This is a genomic window from Caballeronia sp. LZ062 (assembly GCF_031450785.1).
Classification (GTDB): Bacteria; Pseudomonadota; Gammaproteobacteria; order Burkholderiales; family Burkholderiaceae; genus Caballeronia.
On the sequence record NZ_JARTWB010000001.1, the window covers coordinates 1268996 to 1282996 of the forward strand.

13 protein-coding genes are annotated in these 14001 nt (G+C 61.6%); 4 read left to right on the forward strand and 9 right to left on the reverse strand.

Annotation, left to right across the window (positions count from 1 at the left end; all coding sequences use genetic code 11):
* Positions 1-10 precede the first annotated feature (10 nt).
* Positions 11-2275, reverse strand: a complete 2265-nt coding sequence (locus P9239_RS05835) for a TonB-dependent siderophore receptor (protein WP_309749526.1) — start codon at positions 2273-2275, stop codon at positions 11-13.
* A 411-nt stretch (positions 2276-2686) separates the two neighbouring features.
* Here P9239_RS05835 and P9239_RS05840 point away from each other — a divergent pair, with 411 nt between their 5' ends.
* Positions 2687-3889, forward strand: coding sequence for an ammonium transporter (locus P9239_RS05840; protein ID WP_309749527.1), 1203 nt, complete (start codon positions 2687-2689; stop codon positions 3887-3889).
* A 297-nt stretch (positions 3890-4186) separates the two neighbouring features.
* Complete coding sequence (locus P9239_RS05845) at positions 4187-6376, forward strand: ATP-binding protein (RefSeq protein WP_309749528.1); 2190 nt, start codon at positions 4187-4189, stop codon at positions 6374-6376.
* 7 nt (positions 6377-6383) lie between these two features.
* Here the strand turns inward: P9239_RS05845 and P9239_RS05850 are convergent, their stop codons facing one another.
* The 5 genes from P9239_RS05850 to P9239_RS05870 form a co-directional block, all read right to left on the reverse strand.
* Positions 6384-6875, reverse strand: coding sequence for a hypothetical protein (locus tag P9239_RS05850; RefSeq protein ID WP_309749529.1), 492 nt, complete (start codon positions 6873-6875; stop codon positions 6384-6386).
* Positions 6875-8206: a PQQ-dependent sugar dehydrogenase gene (locus P9239_RS05855; protein ID WP_404980135.1), complete on the reverse strand. Its 1332-nt coding sequence runs from the start codon at positions 8204-8206 to the stop codon at positions 6875-6877. Before P9239_RS05855 ends, P9239_RS05850 begins: the two co-directional genes overlap by 1 nt.
* A 3-nt stretch (positions 8207-8209) precedes the next feature.
* Complete coding sequence (locus P9239_RS05860; protein WP_309749530.1) at positions 8210-8377, reverse strand: hypothetical protein; 168 nt, start codon at positions 8375-8377, stop codon at positions 8210-8212.
* 77 nt (positions 8378-8454) lie between these two features.
* Positions 8455-8871, reverse strand: coding sequence for a DUF3175 domain-containing protein (locus tag P9239_RS05865; protein WP_309749531.1), 417 nt, complete (start codon positions 8869-8871; stop codon positions 8455-8457).
* A 13-nt stretch (positions 8872-8884) separates the two neighbouring features.
* Positions 8885-9502 (reverse strand): UdgX family uracil-DNA binding protein, encoded by a 618-nt coding sequence (locus P9239_RS05870; protein WP_309749532.1) that lies wholly within the window; start codon positions 9500-9502, stop codon positions 8885-8887.
* Between the two features lie 110 nt (positions 9503-9612).
* Here P9239_RS05870 and P9239_RS05875 point away from each other — a divergent pair, with 110 nt between their 5' ends.
* Entirely contained in the window at positions 9613-9933 is a 321-nt protein-coding gene (locus tag P9239_RS05875) for a hypothetical protein (RefSeq protein WP_309749533.1), read from the forward strand.
* Between the two features lie 67 nt (positions 9934-10000).
* On the opposite strand, the gene pqqA is transcribed toward P9239_RS05875, so the two are convergent.
* Both pqqA and P9239_RS05885 read right to left on the reverse strand, forming a co-directional pair.
* A complete protein-coding gene (gene pqqA, locus P9239_RS05880; protein WP_008353049.1) occupies positions 10001-10075 on the reverse strand; it encodes a pyrroloquinoline quinone precursor peptide PqqA in 75 nt (24 codons plus the stop codon).
* 381 nt (positions 10076-10456) lie between these two features.
* Positions 10457-10690 (reverse strand): DUF2795 domain-containing protein, encoded by a 234-nt coding sequence (locus P9239_RS05885; RefSeq protein WP_309749534.1) that lies wholly within the window; start codon positions 10688-10690, stop codon positions 10457-10459.
* Between the two features lie 128 nt (positions 10691-10818).
* Between P9239_RS05885 and P9239_RS05890 the strand changes: the two genes are divergently transcribed.
* Positions 10819-11055, forward strand: a complete 237-nt coding sequence (locus P9239_RS05890; protein ID WP_309749535.1) for a hypothetical protein — start codon at positions 10819-10821, stop codon at positions 11053-11055.
* Between the two features lie 13 nt (positions 11056-11068).
* Here the strand turns inward: P9239_RS05890 and P9239_RS05895 are convergent, their stop codons facing one another.
* Complete coding sequence (locus P9239_RS05895) at positions 11069-13948, reverse strand: EAL domain-containing protein (protein ID WP_309749536.1); 2880 nt, start codon at positions 13946-13948, stop codon at positions 11069-11071.
* Between the last annotated feature and the right edge of the window lie 53 nt (positions 13949-14001).

Here is a 14001-nt window from a genome sequence, read left to right on the forward strand (position 1 = left end):
TTACAGTGCATCAACGGAAGCGATAATTCAAGGTCGCGAGGAACGTGCGGCCAAGTCCCGGCACTGCGCGTCCGCCATCGGACGGGATAAGGGCATCGTAGTACTTCTTGTCGGTCAAGTTGATCACGTTCAATTGGATATCGTAGCGTTTCTGATGATACGCGGCCATCACATCCCAGCGTGTATAACCGCCAACTTGCACGAGATCGTTGTTCGCCGCATACCGCGATGACACATACGATGGACCGCCGCCGAATTCCCAATTCGGCGTGACGTTATACGTGGACCAGAACGTCAGCATGTTACGCGGCGTATTGGCGAGCGTGTTGCCGGTGGTGCCGTCGAGCGCCTTCTGCACGGTGCCATCCATATACGTATAACCGCCGAACACCTGCCACTTGTTCGTAATGTGACCCGCGACCCCTAGCTGATAGCCCCGCACGCGCACGTCGCCATCGAGCGTGTATTCGCCAGTTGAAACCTGCGTTCGTGCGTTAGTCTTCTCGATGTTGAAGAGCGATTGCGTGACAGACAGCCCGCCATTCAAGAGATCCCACTTGGAGCCGATCTCATATGATCGATTCTTCTCAGGCGGCGTGTTCTGCTGGTTGTTAGTGAGTGTGAGGGCTTCGAGCGACGGATTGAACGAGGTGCCATAAGAGACGTAATACGACTGCGATTCGGTCGGTTGCCATACGATGCCGGTCCGTACGCTGGTGAAGTAATTCGTCTGCGTGGCATAGCTGGGCGCGTTGATCGAGTTATGAATCGATGCTTCATAGCGATCCCAGCGCACGCCGCCGATCCACTTCCAGTGCTCGCCTAGCGAGATGGTGTCGTTGAGATAGAGGCCGATGCCGTTCGCGCTGGACTCTGCAAGGTTGGTCGCGACCTCCCGGTAATTCGAAGGACGCGTCGTATAGGTCGGATCGACGAGCGGCACGATGGCCAGTGTGTTCGACGACAGGCCCGGCGTGGTTGCGGTGAAACTCTGGTTGCTGTAAGTCTCGTGGCTCAGGTCCACGCCCACGAGCATGTCATGCTTGAGGAAGCCTGTAGCGAACTTGCCTTCGAAATCGGTCGTGTTATAGACGGAGTGGTCGTTGATATTTCGGTCCTTGCCTTGCAGCCGCACGTATAACGACGAAAGCGGCAGCGCCGTGTAATTGCCGTTGGTCAGAGCAGTCGATGTGCCGAGCGGCCCGGTGAGCACCGCGGCCGCGTTGGTCGCGCGCGCTTCGGTGCTGTAGTGGCTGAACTGAGTCTGATTGCGCAGCGTAAAGACATCGTTGAAGCGATGTTCAACGCGTGCATTGAGCGTCTGCACGTCCTGAATCGTACGGTCGTCGGTGAAGCCGTAGAACGTCTTTGTATCGACCGGTGCGGGATGCCCGTTAAGCGGCGGAATGCCGTAGTCCGGCTGATCGCGGTTGTGCTGGATAAGCGCCGACAGCGTCACCTGCGTCGGCGTGCCGATGCCGAACTTCACTTCCGGCGCGACGCCATAGTCCTTGCTCTTCATCTGATCGCGGGTCGAGCCGAGGTCTTGTCCGAACGCGTTGATGCGAAACGCCGACGTGTCCGTCATTGGCTGATTGATGTCGACCGTCGTGCGATAGCGGTCGTGCGTGCCCGCTTGCACGGAGACATCTGCGCGTGGTTTCAAGTCCGGCTGCTTGCTGACCTGATTAATGACGCCGCCCGTCGAGCCACGCCCGAAATACAGCGACGACGGCCCGTACAGCACATCGATCGATTCGAGGTTGAAGGTATCGCGATAGTACTGGCCGCGGTCCCGAAATCCATCGAGATAAATATCGGTGCGCGCGGTAAAGCCACGCAGGTTGATGTTGTTACCGATCTGGCCGCCTTCTGCTGCGCCGAGCGTGACGCCGGGCACGTTGCGCAAGGCGTCGGAGAACGAGCTGACCGCCTGCGATTGAAGCACCGCCTTCGGCACGACGACGACGGCCTGCGGAATGTCGCGCAACGCGGTGGGCACCTTCGCGCCGACGCTCGATACTTCTGGCTGAAAGTCTCGCGCGGTGTCGCTCTGTCCGGTGACCTTGACTGCGGGCAGGGCAGCGGTTTCCGGTGCGGCCGTGGTCGACGTTGCATTGGCCCCGGCGCCGCCGTCGCCCGCCTCAGCAAACGCTCCTTGTGCGGAAGAGGCAGCTTGCGGCGCTTGCGATGTGGTTTGCGCATACAGCGGCGCGGCCATCGGGACAGCGGCAATCGTGATCAGAGCCGCAGCGAGCGGCGTTTTCTCCAGCATATCGTTCCCCGATATCTTGTTAGTGATTTCGAACGTTGGCGCGTTGGCATGCGCCGGCTGCGTCGTGCATGAAAGCTATCGACGCGTTTGTTAAATGCGAATCACTATCATTACACGCCAACGCATGGTTTTGTAAGTAACCTTGTTCAGCGGTGTAGTACGCTGCGGTCTTGTGACGTTTGTGCAACAGTTCACGAAAACGCATTTTGTGTGCGGAATGCACCATTCAACGCATCGATGTGCACGATAAAAGTGCAAGCCGTCGACGGCGCACCAAGTTTGCCCGTGTCGAGCTTCGCGTCTGCACCGGTGGAAAGCGCACACTTCAACAGTGCACAGTCTTGAGACCAAGATGCATCAACTTGGCCCGGAACTTGCAAAAGTCGCCGTCTTTTTGAGACGGCAGTCTATATGCAGGCCCTTCAATCCGGTACCGACACCCTGTTTCTGCTTCTGGGCGCCGCCATGGTGCTCGCGATGCACGCAGGCTTTGCGTTCCTCGAACTGGGGACAGTCAGGCGCGAGAATCAAGTGAACGCGCTCGTGAAGATTCTTGTGGACTTCGCGGTGTCCACGCTCGCGTACTTCTTCATCGGCTACAACATTGCGTATGGCGTGCAGTTCATGCACGGAGCCGACGTCCTCGCGCAGCACAACGGCTACGGACTCGTGCGCTTCTTTTTCCTGTTGACGTTCGCGGCCGCCGTTCCGGCGATCGTGTCAGGCGGCATCGCCGAGCGGTCGAAGTTCAATCCGCAATTGTTCGCGACGTGCGTGATCGTCGGGTTCGTCTATCCGCTACTCGAAGGCATTGCGTGGAACGAGCGGTTCGGCATTCAGGCGTGGCTCGCGCAGACTTTCGGTGCGCCGTTTCACGACTTCGCCGGTTCGGTCGTAGTCCATGCGTTCGGCGGCTGGGTGGCCTTGCCGGCGGTGCTCCTTCTCGGGCCGCGCCACGGCCGCTATCACAAGGATGGCCGCATCGCCGCGCACCCGCCGTCGAGCATTCCGTTTCTGGCGCTCGGCGCGTGGGTGCTGGCGGTCGGCTGGTTCGGCTTCAACGTGATGAGCGCGCAGACTGTCGACAGAATCAGCGGTCTTGTGGCGGTGAATTCACTGATGGCGATGGTCGGCGGTACGCTCGCCGCGTGGGTCGCGGGGCGCAACGATCCCGGCTTCGTCTACAACGGTCCGCTTGCCGGACTCGTCGCAGTATGCGCCGGGTCCGACGTGATGCATCCGCTTGGCGCATTGATCGTCGGGGCGGTGGCGGGCGTCCTGTTCGTGCAGATGTTCACGTGCGTTCAGAACCGCTGGCGCATCGACGACGTGCTCGGCGTATGGCCGTTGCATGGGCTGTGCGGCGCGTGGGGTGGCGTTGCGGCAGGCGTGTTCGGGCAGAAGGCGTTCGGCGGAATCGGTGGGGTGTCGATGTGGTCGCAATGCATCGGTACCCTCGGCGCAGTCTTGCTGGCGCTCGCGGGCGGCGGCGCGGTGTATGGCGTCATCAAGATGACGGTCGGGCTGCGGCTCGACCGCGAAGATGAATTCAACGGCGCGGACCTGGCGATCCATCGGATCTCGTCGACGCCGGACCGCGAAATGGTCGGCTGATCACGCAGCCGTCGCCGACGGAAGGCGCCCGATTGCATGCAAGATGCCGCTCAATGGCATTTTGCATGCCGCCACCGGACCGGGTCCGTCGTCGCACCGTCCACTCGAAAGGGGCTGGGCATGCGCTTCGCTTCGAGTAGCGACAGCGCCGGTCACGCGAACGCCACATGTGCTTTGCCTGATTGACGTCAGATCCTCGTTTTATGAGAATCGCGCACCGGTCACCCGTCGGCTTGCTTTGCCGATGCGTGCTCGCCGGTTACGATATACCGGCCGACTCCCACTAAGGCCGAAAGCTTGAACCCCACAGAGACCGGGACCTTCGATCTGCCGCTTCCGTCGCGCAACTTCTCGTTGACGCGGCGCGTGCTGCTGCTCGTTCTGGCCGCTTCAATCGTGATTCCGCTCGCCTGTCTCGGCATCTACGGGTATTACGACTATCAGCGACGCTTCGCCGATGCGGGAGAACTCACGGAGCGGCTCGCACGCGTGGCGAACGAGCATGCGCAGAAGGTGCTGGACCTCAATCAGCAGCTGGAATCGCGTGTCGTCGACATGCTCGGCGACAGTGACGACGCAGGCATCAAGAGTCGTGAAGAAGCCCTGCATCGCGCACTCGACGACATGAGCGGCACGCTCGCGCAGGTCGCGGCGATTTCGGTTTTCGGCGCGAGTGGCACGCTCCTCGTGAATAGCCGCTGGTATCCCGCGCCGCAGGTGTCGATCGCCCAGCGCGACGACTTTCTGTCGGCACGCGCGGTCGCGCCCGTCGCCTATTTCTCGTTGCCGTTGCGCGGCAAGGTCGCGCAATCGGATGTCTTCACGACGACGATGGGCCGCATCAGCCACAACGGGCAGTTCTTAGGCGTCGTGTCGATTGCATTGAAGCGCGACTACTTCGTCGACTTCTATCGCGAGATCGCGGCCGGCGACTCGGCCCTCGTCATCGGCCTATACCGGCGCGACGGCGGCATTCTCGTGCGCTATCCGCCAAGCCCCGACGCTTCCCAGGCCGCGAGCAACACGCCGTTCACCGACGCGTTCCGCAATAACGAATTGTTCGGCCGCGTGCGCATGACATCCACGATCGATCATGTCGAGCGCGTGCTGGCTTATCGGCGTGTCGGCGATCTGCCGCTCTACGTCGCAACCGGTTATGCAACGTCGGTCGTGCAGGCGCGCTGGCAGCAGAACCTCGCACTCGTCGCGGCCATCGCGGCGCTGCCATGCATTGCCGTATGGCTTCTTATCGGCTTCTCCATTCGCCGGCTCGATGCAGAGCGTGCCGCATGGGAACGCTGGCAGGCCGAGGTCGCGACCCGACTCTCCATCGAGGCGTCGAGCCGCCAGTTGCGGCGCATGGGTGCGCTCGGCAATCTCGTTGCAAACGTCGCGCACGATTTCAATAACTTGTTGATGGTCGTGTCGTCGAACATGGCGCTTGCGCGGCGCAAGCATTTCAACGATGTAGAGAGCGAAGTGCTCGCGGTCGAACGCGCGACCGCGGGCGCCGAGTCGCTTGCGCGGCGCCTGATGAGCGTCGCACGCAAACATCCGCTGAAGCAGGAAGTCATCGATCCCGCCGCGTGGATCCGAAGCATGCTCGACATCGCGAAGCGCGCGGTGCATCCGTCGGTGTCACTGACGGTCGAGTTCTCCGCGGACGTATGGCCCGTCATGGCCGATGCAGTGGAACTCGAACTTGCGCTCGTCAATCTCGTCGCGAACGCGAGCGAGGCGATGCCGCACGGCGGGCGCATCGTGATTCGCTGCCAAAACGCGCGTCTGCGTGGAGCAGAAACGGATCTCCCCGATGGCGAATATGTGCTGATCTCCGTGACGGACAACGGCGAAGGCATGAGCGAAGCGGTGCTGCGTCGCGCGTTCGAGCCGCTCTTTACGACAAAGGTCCGCGGTGCGGGCACCGGGCTAGGCCTTTCCCAAGTGCTCGCTGCATGTGAGCAGGCCGGTGGCACCGCGCGCATCACGAGTGTGCCGGGCGCGGGCACCACTGTGCGACTCTATTTGCCGAAGCATCACGGCCCGGTGACGGCTCCTATCGTAGTTCCCGTGGCGGAGAAAGCGCCCTGCAAACCGCAGCCTGTATCGGACGATGAACATCCGATGCAAGGCATGTCAGTGCTGCTCGTCGAAGACAATAGCGATGTCGCGGCGGGCGTCATGGCCGTGCTCGAAGTCTTCGGTTGCACGGTTCATCATGAAGAAAGCGCGGATGCGGCATTCGCACTCATGGGCGAGGGGTATAGCTTCGATCTCGTGCTCTCAGATGTGCAGATGCCCGGCAACATGAACGGCATCGACCTTGCAGAGCAGATCATGAAGCGCCTGCCTTCGCAAAAGCTCGTGCTGATGACGGGCTATGCCGATGAAATCGAACGCGCCAGACATCTGGGCGTGCCGATCCTCGCGAAGCCTTTCGACATGGACGATCTGCGCGATGTCATTGCAGACGGCGTCCCACACTAATCGAAACTTACTTATGCGTCGGCATAGGGCGTGCGCCGACGAGCGGGTTGAACGACCGGCGTTTCTCTGCCGTGGCTTCGTCATCAGCGTCGGCTTTAGCGCGGCGTGTAGACGTACGCTTGCCGCCGAGTTGATCGAGCAATGCTTCGTCATCCGATGGTTCTTCGTCTGCATTCGAGTCGTTTTGCGCGGGCGTTTGTGCTGCGCCTGCCAGATGCTCCATCACGGATACGAAATCTTTCTGCGCAGACCTCAACGCTCGTCCCGGCATCATGATGAGCACGACGGCTTCCTGCACTGTGTGATCATCGACGGTGTGCAGTGTGCCCGCTTCGCTCCAGTCGATGCTGCTGCCGCCATACGCCGCGATCACATGTTGAAGCACGGCGGGCGACAGCACGCCGGCATCGTACAAGCCGACGATCTGCCGTTCCGCGAGCGCGAAAAGACTGGGCGTCGCGGCGGCATTTGCCTTGGATCTAGGCTTGCGAGCGGCCATTATTTCGATGCGGGTGCAACCCGCCATACGGTATTGCCGACATCGTCGGCGACGAGCAAACCGCCCGAGTGATCCACGGCGACACCGACGGGACGCCCTAGCGCATGTCCATCCGACGAAAGAAATCCCGTGAGAATATCTTCGGGCGGACCTGAAGGCTTGCCATCCTGAAACGGCACGAATATGACCTTATAGCCGCTTCTTGGCTTGCGATTCCAGGACCCGTGCTGGCCGATGAACGCGCCGTTCCAGTAGTGCTGCGGGAAGGCTTTTGCGTCGTAGAAGGCGAGACCCAGTGAGGCCGTATGCGCGCCCAGTGCATAGTCGGGGACAAGTGCTGTCTCCACGAGATCGTCGCGCTGCGGCTTGACGCGATCATCGACATGCTGGCCGTAATAGCTATAGGGCCAGCCGTAGAATGCGCCGTCCTTCACAGCCGTCATATAGTCGGGCACCAGTTCGTTGCCGAGCTCATCGCGCTCGTTCACCGCCGTCCATAGCGCACCGGTCTGCGGCTGCCATGACATGCCGTTTGCATTGCGAAGGCCGGTTGCATAGAGACGGGTCTGTCTACTCGCGATATCCACTTCCATGATCGCCGCGCGCCCGTTCTCCGCCTCGATGCCATTCTCCGCCGCGTTGCTGTTCGACCCGACCGTCACGTAAAGCCGCTTGCCATCCGGACTGGCAATGATGTTCTTTGTCCAGTGATGATTGATCGGTCCCGCAGGGAGGTCGATGAATTTCTCTCCCGGCGATTCTACGGTCGTTTCACCGGTCTCATACTTGAAACGCAGCACCGCATCCGTATCCGCGACATAAAGGTCGTCTCCCACGAGCGCCATGCCGAATGGCGAATGAAGATGGTCGATGAATATCGTGCGCGTTTCCGCGATGCCGTCGCCGTCGGCGTCGCGCAGCAACACGATGCGATCCGGACTCGCCATGCCCGCGCCCGCGCGCTTCATCACCTTCTTCATGACGGCGCCTTTGATGCCCGCATTCTCGTCGTGCTCGGCGGGCGCGTTGCTTTCGGCAACGAGCACGTCTCCGTTGGGCAGCGTCGTGAGCCAGCGCGGATGGTCGAGCCCCGACGCGAAAGCCGTCACGTTGAATCCTGCCGGCGACAGGGGCTTTTGACCTTGCGCCCACTGTTTTGCAGGGGCGATGTTCACCGTCGGCAAGAGAGCACGGCGTGGAGCGGGAAGCTCGGGATCAGGCCCGAAGCCAGCGGGATAGCCGTCCGCGAGCGCGGCGCCGCACGTCGCGGTCAGCATCGCCAGAAGCGCCACGTGCGTGAATCGGCGTTTTCGCGCGTCGGGAAGGGCCATCCATCAGCCTCCGCCGATTCCCTGCACGATCTTTCCTGTGCCGTCGCACGTCGGGCAATCGGAGCCGTCGCGCTTGCCTGTTCCGTTGCAGTCGGGACAGATGTCTTCACCGGTGCCTGGAGCGCCGGGTTCGGCTTCATCGCCAGGACTGAGAGGAGGTTCTTGCGCCATGACTGTCTCCTTGGTTGGTGTCAATTGGGTCAAGCAAAGACTATTCCCCACGATGCGGCTCGCTGACTCACCCTGCATCAGGGCTTTCGTCCGAACGCTTCACGCAGGTGCTTCTTGGCACGCTCCAGCGTATTGCGCCGCGTTTTAGGCAGATTGCGTCCTGCACGATTGATATAGAAATTGAGCATCGACATGGCGGATTGAAACGGCGTGCCTTTGCGCCGTGTGCTTTCAGTCGAAGAGCGCTTGAGCGATTGCGCGATTTCCTCCGCATTGCCGTTCTTGAAGATATCGCGCTGTAGGTCCATTGCGTCGCTCGTTTCCATCACATGATGAGACCAGCGGTGAGTTGAGTCAGCCGAGTTTGCGGACTTGCTCTTTGTCTTCTTCTGATTGCTGGCTAACGCATGACGTTGCCGCGTGCTCGTGCTCTTGCCTGCACGCGTCTTGCCCGCGCCTGTGCCGGTCTTCTTGCTCTTGCTGTCCGTCGCCATGACGGCTCCTCCGTCAACGTTTATGGTTCATGAGCCGATGCGCTTCGCGCAGCGCGTCGACGATTGCCTGATATGCGGCATGACGCGTCTCGGGGTCCGGCGCGCGCAATACATACGACGGGTGATAAGTCGCGACGATGGCGCGTCCCTCATGCTCGATGGCATGTCCCATCGACGCCTGCAATTTGGCCTTGGAATCGCGCAGCACCGACTTGAGCGCGGTTGCGCCGAGCGCGACGATTACCTTTGGGTCGATGTCGGCGGTCTCGCGGTCTATCCAGTAGTGACACGCGTCGACCTCGCGTTGCGCAGGCGTTTTATGCATGCGGCGCTTGCCTCGCGGTTCCCATTTGAAATGTTTGACCGCGTTGGTCACATAGACTTCCTTGCGCGCAACGCCGGCTTCTTCCAGCGCGCGATCCAGCATCGCGCCCGCCGGGCCGACGAAAGGCTTGCCTTGCAGATCTTCCTGATCACCCGGTTGCTCGCCGACGATCATCAACGGCGCGTGACGCGGACCGGCACCCGGAACCGCTTGTGTCGCGTCCTTGTAGAGCGCGCAGCGATGACAGGCGTCGAGCGTATCGGGCGTCTGGTCGGGTTCTACACCGGGCTGCGGGGTTGTCGCCATGCATCACGCCTGGGAGCAAATGAACATCGGAAGCCGAAGCAATCGCCGCGCCATCTCGGGCGTGGAATGTGAGTTGCTCAACACTTAGAACTCAAGCAAAGGAGCCAACGATGAGTAACAACGATCGTCTTGAAGGACCCGGCAGCACGGACAAGCCGCTCGGCGACGCAGGCAGCGGAGCGAGCGGAGGCGGTTCTTTCGGTAATCAGCCGGGGCCGGGTGCGGCGACCGGCGGCGACCCGCATCAGGGCGTCCGTCAACCGAATGCTGGCGAAGTGGAACCGGAGAATCGTCGGCTGGATCAGCAACCGCATCAAACGGCCGAAGTGCCGCTCGGCTCGGGCAATCGGCCGGAGCCTGCGGGCAGGGGCGGACAAGTGAGCGACGTGGCTGCTTCACCTGGTCAGGATGTGCCGCCGCGCGGAAACTAAGTCTCCAATGCTACAAAGCAAAACGGCCGCTCGAAGCGGCCGCTTTGCATTCTTGCGGACTTGCCGATTAACGCGTGGCAATGTACATCGTGATTTCAAAGCCGAAACGCATATCGGTGAAGCTAGGGGTTTCCCACTTCATAGAGCCTCCTTTTGCATTGAGCGGCCGGGCGAATGCCGGGCCGTTGCGCGGTGGTATGCCTGTGCGCGGTGCAACGCCACGTCCAATCGACGCTCTTTCATCCTAGCGCGACTTTGCAGTTTGTATCATTAGAAATTGCCTCGGCGTTCATTTAATTTATTTATAGCGGTCTGGGTCGACTTCCCGAATCGTCAGGGTTGGTACTGATTTTGTCAGGGTCGGTCGCTTCGTCGCGTTCCATCATTTCGCCGGGACGAGGGATTACCCTATCGACATCTTCCGGCCGGATGTTGTTCAGTTCATTTCCGCCGGGTGCGTGCGGCTTGTCGTGTGTATCGGGTGCTTCAGGGGTTTCAGCCATTGCATTGCCTCTTTCGATATTCACTCGGCACGCGCTGCTTCGCGCAGCATGGCGGCGTCACTGTCATAGTTGCGGTCGGCTAATTTCCTCAGCACGGCCAGCACTTCTCCGTCCGCGCCGTTCGTCTTCGCAAGTGCTATCAGCTTTTCCTTATGCATCGGATACTCCGCGCCCTTGAGCGCCTGGACGATTGCGTCCGGACCCGGCTCGTCCAGATGCCGTTGATGCTGCGACTGCGCAGGATGTTGCGACATAGCGCCTCCATTTCCATTTAACGTTCAGCGTACAACCGGCAGCAACGCGCATACCCGTATGAATGTATTCGCCGGGCGCGATTGATGCTGCTTGATGTTCACTCACCGTTCGAATGGAGGACACACGCATGGCCATTTCCGCGGAGCGACTCTCCGATAACGAGATCAAGGTCGACGAGACCGTCTATACGTTCGACGCAAAGGACACCGCCGATGCGTTTCAGCAGTGCCTGGGAAGCGACACGCTCGACACGTGCCGAGGCCATCATGCGCCCGTTTCGACGCGCGCCGCGACGCCGGCCACCGGCCCGGCAGAGGGCGAGCCGGGCAGCATCATTTCGCCGTCGCTGGGCGGTATGCCCTGATCGGGCGAGTGACTTACAGCAGCGTATGAGTCGTGGAACGCGGCGCGAGCGATTCACGCGTCAGGGCTTCGAGCGGCAATGGCTTGTCGAACAGATAGCCCTGCGCCTGCGCCGCGCCCATGTCGCGCAGAACCGCGAGTGTCGCCGCATCTTCGACGCCCTCGGCGACGAGCGTGAGATCGAGCGATTCGGCCATGCGCACGATCGCCCGCACGATGGCGCGGCTGCGCGCACTGCGCGTGAGTTCGAGAATGAATGACTTGTCTATCTTGAGGCCGCTGAACTGATACTGATGCACATAACTGAGCGACGAAAAGCCCGAGCCGAAATCGTCGAGGACGACTGACATACCGTTATCCGCCAGCCGCTGCATCGTGCGTCGGGCAAGATCAGGCTCGGCGACAAGCGCGCCTTCGGTCAGTTCGAGGCACAAACGCGATGGCGAAACGCGATAGCGCCGCAATAGCGCGAGCACGTCGTCCGCGAATTCGGGGCGCGTCATGCTATAGCTCGAGCAGTTCACATGTACCGGCGGCCAGTGCGCGAAACGCTCGCTCGAAAGAATGGCCGCGACGCGTTCGAGCATATAAAGGTCGAGCCGGCCAATGAGTCGCAGTCCCTCCACCGCAGGCAGAAATTCCGCGGGCCCGACGATGCGCCCGTCCGCTTGCCGCCAGCGAATCAGCGCCTCCAGCGCCACCACGTCGCCGCTCTTCACATCCACGATAGGCTGGAAATAGGGCAGCAATTCGTCGTCGCGCTTCATGGCGTTGCGCAGCGCGCCTTCGCGCTCCACCTGGTCGGACACTTGCCGGCGCAATTCCTGATTGAACACGACGAAGCTGTCACGCCCCGCGTTTTTCACGCGATACATGGCAGTATCGGCGTCGCGGAGAAGATCGGCGGGCTCGGTATGGAACTGGCTGTCCGCGCTGACAATGCCGATACTGCACGACGAAAACACCACGTGTTCTTCGATATGGAACGGCAGGTCGAAGGCCGCGAGAATGCGCTTGGCGATGGAGACCGCGTCCTGCACCACCGCCTTCGGCGAGAGAATGGCGAACTCGTCGCCGCCCAGACGCGCGAGCAAGTCGGACGCGCGCACGCAGGCACGCAAGCGCGCGGCGGCTTGCACCAGCAGCATGTCGCCGAAATGATGACCGAGGCTGTCGTTCACCACCTTGAAGCGATCCAGATCGATGAACATCACCGACAAGTCATGGCCGTGCATGCTGTAGTCGTTCCACGCGCCCTGAAGCCGCTGCATCAAATGGCTTCGGTTGGGTAGACCCGTCAGTGCGTCGTGCGAATTTTCAAACACGAGGCGCGCGTTCGCTTCATCCAGTTCGCGTGTGCGTGCCTGCACGCGCGCTTCGAGTTCGAGATTCGCGGCGTGCAGCGCTTCGGCATCGCGACGTCGCGAAAGGGCCGTGTCGATATGGCGGGAAACGAACGTCAGCAGTTCCTGATCGCGCAGCGAATAGCGCACGAGCGGTGAATAGCTTTGCACGGCAAGCACGCCGCGCACGACGTCGCCGTCGAAGAGCGGAATGCCGAGCCACGAGCGCAGGCGCACGCAATTGTTTTCGGTTTCGATGGCGCCTTCGCTGATGAGGCGCACGGCTTCCTCATGATCGATCAAACGCGGACGACGCTCCCGGATTACATATTCCGTGAGCCCGCGCCGGCCGCGTCGCGGGCCGGGGCGTTGGGGCACGATCTCGTCCACGTAATAGGGAAACGACACCTCGTCCGTTTCCTTTTCGTACAGCGCGATATAGAAGTTGCGTGCGTAAAGCAGTTCGCCCACGATGCCGTGCAGGCTGCGGAAGAACTCCATCGTGTCGCCCGGCCGGCTCGACAGTTCCGCGATCTGGTACAACGCGGCCTGCAAATGCTCGGACCGCTCGCGCTCCGCGATGCCATGACGCAACGCGGCATTCAGTTGCGACAATTCGGACGTGCGGCGCGCAACCTGCTCTTCGAGATCCGCGCGATGCAGGATGCGATCGAGCGCCATCGCCACATGCCGCGCGACCACCAGAAACAGCGCGCGCTGCTCCGCCGTATAGATGCGCGAAACGTCGTAGACCTGCATCGCGAGCATCCCGAACACTTCGTCGGACGCATTTTTCAGCGGCGCGCCCATCCAGAACTCGGGGCGGTCGCCGAGGCAAAAGAACCGGCCTTCGCGCTCCGCTGCGGTGATGTCGGCCGTCGTGACGAACAGCGGCTTGCCGCTCGTGAGCACGCGGCCGGTCATCGAGAGATGGTCAAGGTCGAGTATGTCGAAGTTGTCGGCTTCGACCACGTCTGTGTCGATCACATCCACGTAGTACGGGTACGTGATCTTGCCGGTCTTGCGGTCGTACAGCGCAAGGTAGAAGTTTTCCGCGTCGATCAGCGTGCCCAGGCGCTCGTGGACGCCGCGCAGAAAGTCGGCGCGGTCCGGCACCGAACTCGCCAGATAAGCGATTTCGTACAGCACGCGCTGCGTAAGCTGCGCGCGGGCGAGGGCATCGGCCTGCACGCGCTCGCCCAGACGCCGCGCAAGCTCGGCAAGATGCGGGTCGTCGCGTTGCGCGAGCGGCGCGAGCAGCCAGCCGAGCACGCCTTCGCCGCGGCCCGTCGGCCAGCGGTGCCAGTCATGCGCGGCGCAAAGGCCCTCCAGACGCTCCTCCGGAATGCTGCGCGGCCATACGAGCGGCGCATCGCCGCGGCGCGCGAGGTGCAACTGCTCACCCGCGCGATACCATGCCCACGCCTGTCCGCAGCCCATCGCGGCGGCGTCCTGCAGCAACGCCTCGATGGATTGCGCATCGGTCACGTCGGTTCCGGGTGCGCCCGCCGTCGAAACGGGCGGCGCGTTGTACGCGGAAAACACACTCATCGGCGCTCCAGGCCATTCGGGTCTTGTCGACCGCCTCAGCGGCGGTCCCGTTC

What these genes read in the sequence shown, in the direction of transcription:
- P9239_RS05835 (WP_309749526.1), bottom strand. Translation starts at nt 2,275, where the DNA reads ATGCTGGAGAAAACGCCGCTCGCTGCGGCTCTGATCACGATTGCCGCT.
- P9239_RS05840 (WP_309749527.1), top strand. Translation starts at nt 2,687, where the DNA reads ATGCAGGCCCTTCAATCCGGTACCGACACCCTGTTTCTGCTTCTGGGC.
- P9239_RS05850 (WP_309749529.1), bottom strand. Translation starts at nt 6,875, where the DNA reads ATGGCCGCTCGCAAGCCTAGATCCAAGGCAAATGCCGCCGCGACGCCC.
- P9239_RS05855 (WP_404980135.1), bottom strand. Translation starts at nt 8,206, where the DNA reads ATGGCCCTTCCCGACGCGCGAAAACGCCGATTCACGCACGTGGCGCTT.
- P9239_RS05860 (WP_309749530.1), bottom strand. Translation starts at nt 8,377, where the DNA reads ATGGCGCAAGAACCTCCTCTCAGTCCTGGCGATGAAGCCGAACCCGGC.
- P9239_RS05865 (WP_309749531.1), bottom strand. Translation starts at nt 8,871, where the DNA reads ATGGCGACGGACAGCAAGAGCAAGAAGACCGGCACAGGCGCGGGCAAG.
- P9239_RS05870 (WP_309749532.1), bottom strand. Translation starts at nt 9,502, where the DNA reads ATGGCGACAACCCCGCAGCCCGGTGTAGAACCCGACCAGACGCCCGAT.
- P9239_RS05875 (WP_309749533.1), top strand. Translation starts at nt 9,613, where the DNA reads ATGAGTAACAACGATCGTCTTGAAGGACCCGGCAGCACGGACAAGCCG.
- P9239_RS05885 (WP_309749534.1), bottom strand. Translation starts at nt 10,690, where the DNA reads ATGTCGCAACATCCTGCGCAGTCGCAGCATCAACGGCATCTGGACGAG.
- P9239_RS05890 (WP_309749535.1), top strand. Translation starts at nt 10,819, where the DNA reads ATGGCCATTTCCGCGGAGCGACTCTCCGATAACGAGATCAAGGTCGAC.
- P9239_RS05895 (WP_309749536.1), bottom strand. Translation starts at nt 13,948, where the DNA reads ATGAGTGTGTTTTCCGCGTACAACGCGCCGCCCGTTTCGACGGCGGGC.